This is a genomic window from Streptomyces swartbergensis (assembly GCF_002148965.1).
GTDB classification, from domain to species: Bacteria; Actinomycetota; Actinomycetes; order Streptomycetales; family Streptomycetaceae; genus Streptomyces; species Streptomyces swartbergensis.
On record NZ_NGFN01000734.1, the window covers coordinates 1 to 1,093 of the forward strand.

Annotated in this window: 3 protein-coding genes; all 3 read left to right on the forward strand. The window is 70.5% G+C overall.

The window, feature by feature from the left end:
- The first annotated feature begins 16 nt into the window (after positions 1–16).
- Genes CA983_RS43965 through CA983_RS43975 form a run of 3 tightly spaced genes read left to right on the forward strand, consistent with a single transcriptional unit; the run spans position 17 to position 1,093 of the window.
- Complete coding sequence (locus tag CA983_RS43965; protein WP_425276524.1) at positions 17–136, forward strand: Lsr2 family DNA-binding protein; 120 nt, start codon at positions 17–19, stop codon at positions 134–136.
- Positions 136–885 carry a hypothetical protein gene (locus tag CA983_RS43970; RefSeq protein WP_208637189.1) on the forward strand — a complete coding sequence of 250 codons (750 nt, stop codon included), beginning with the start codon at positions 136–138 and terminating at the stop codon, positions 883–885. Before CA983_RS43965 ends, CA983_RS43970 begins: the two co-directional genes overlap by 1 nt.
- A gap of 31 nt (positions 886–916) precedes the next feature.
- Positions 917–1,093, forward strand: a complete 177-nt coding sequence (locus CA983_RS43975) for a hypothetical protein (RefSeq protein ID WP_086606138.1) — start codon at positions 917–919, stop codon at positions 1,091–1,093.

A 1,093-nucleotide genomic window follows, 5' to 3' on the forward strand; every position in this document is an offset into this window, starting at 1 on the left:
GGAGGAGCTGGCGGCGATCCGGACGTGGGCGCGGGCCAACGGCTATCAGGTCGCCGACCGGGGCACCCCAGCCAAGGCCGTCCTGGACGCCTACGACGCCGCCCACCGCACCAACGGCCTGGCGGAGGCGAGCTGATGGACGCCATACCGCTCGCCCTGGACGGCTACCTCGCCGCCGAAGCCGAACCCGGAGACCGTGACGGCACCGTCTCCTGGCGGCTGACCTGCTCCGCCGGAACCGACCACCTGGTCGAAGAAGCGGTCATCCCCTGCACCACCATGGAGCCGGAGATCGCACACGCCCTGCTCACCGAGCGGCAGCCCGGTGACCTGCTGCGCGTCATCGGCCACCTCACGCTCCCGGACACCGCCGACGGGGTCATCCGGCTGCACGCCGAAACCCTCGAAGTGCTCTGGGAAGCACCGGTGCTGAACGCTGGCGACGAAGCAGGGGACACAGCGACCGCGACGGACGCGGACGCCGACCGCAACAGTGCGATCGCAGCTCTCGCCGAAGCCCTCACCGGCTTCGGACAGGCCGCCCCCGGCCCCGGGCAGAGCATCCGCATCCACATCAGCCCGACCGGTGCCCTCGGTTCAGGCCTGGAGCACTGCCACAGCTTCGACGTCACCCCGGCCATAGCCCACCGGCTCGCCGACTACATCGACGCCATGAACTGCTTCATGGACAGCGAACGCCCCGACAGCGTCGTCCTGGACCCGGAGACCATCGCGGACCTGACCGACCTGTTCGAGGACATCGACCTGATCGACCTCACCAACACGGTCCTCAACGCCACCCGGCCCGAACACCGGCCCGCCGTCACCCAGGCGATGGACGACATGTTCGGCGACGTCCCCGCCCCCGAGGACACCGACCCGTGACCGCCAGCCACACCCGAAGGGAAGCACCCTGATGCCCACCCAGCCCCAGCGCACCGTCCTGGAGCAGTTCCCGGCGGGAGGTCCCCGCGGCTCCTGGCCGGCGGAGGAGTACGCCGCCGCCCAGCGCGCCCAGGGCACCGACGCCCATGTCGTGATGGACCTGCCCAGCGACCAGTTCCTCGTAGTCACCAGCACCACCACCGACTAG

Excerpts from the sequence above, each read along its gene's own strand:
- CA983_RS43970 (WP_208637189.1), top strand. The coding sequence starts at position 136 with ATGGACGCCATACCGCTCGCCCTGGACGGCTACCTCGCCGCCGAAGCC.
- CA983_RS43975 (WP_086606138.1), top strand. The coding sequence starts at position 917 with ATGCCCACCCAGCCCCAGCGCACCGTCCTGGAGCAGTTCCCGGCGGGA.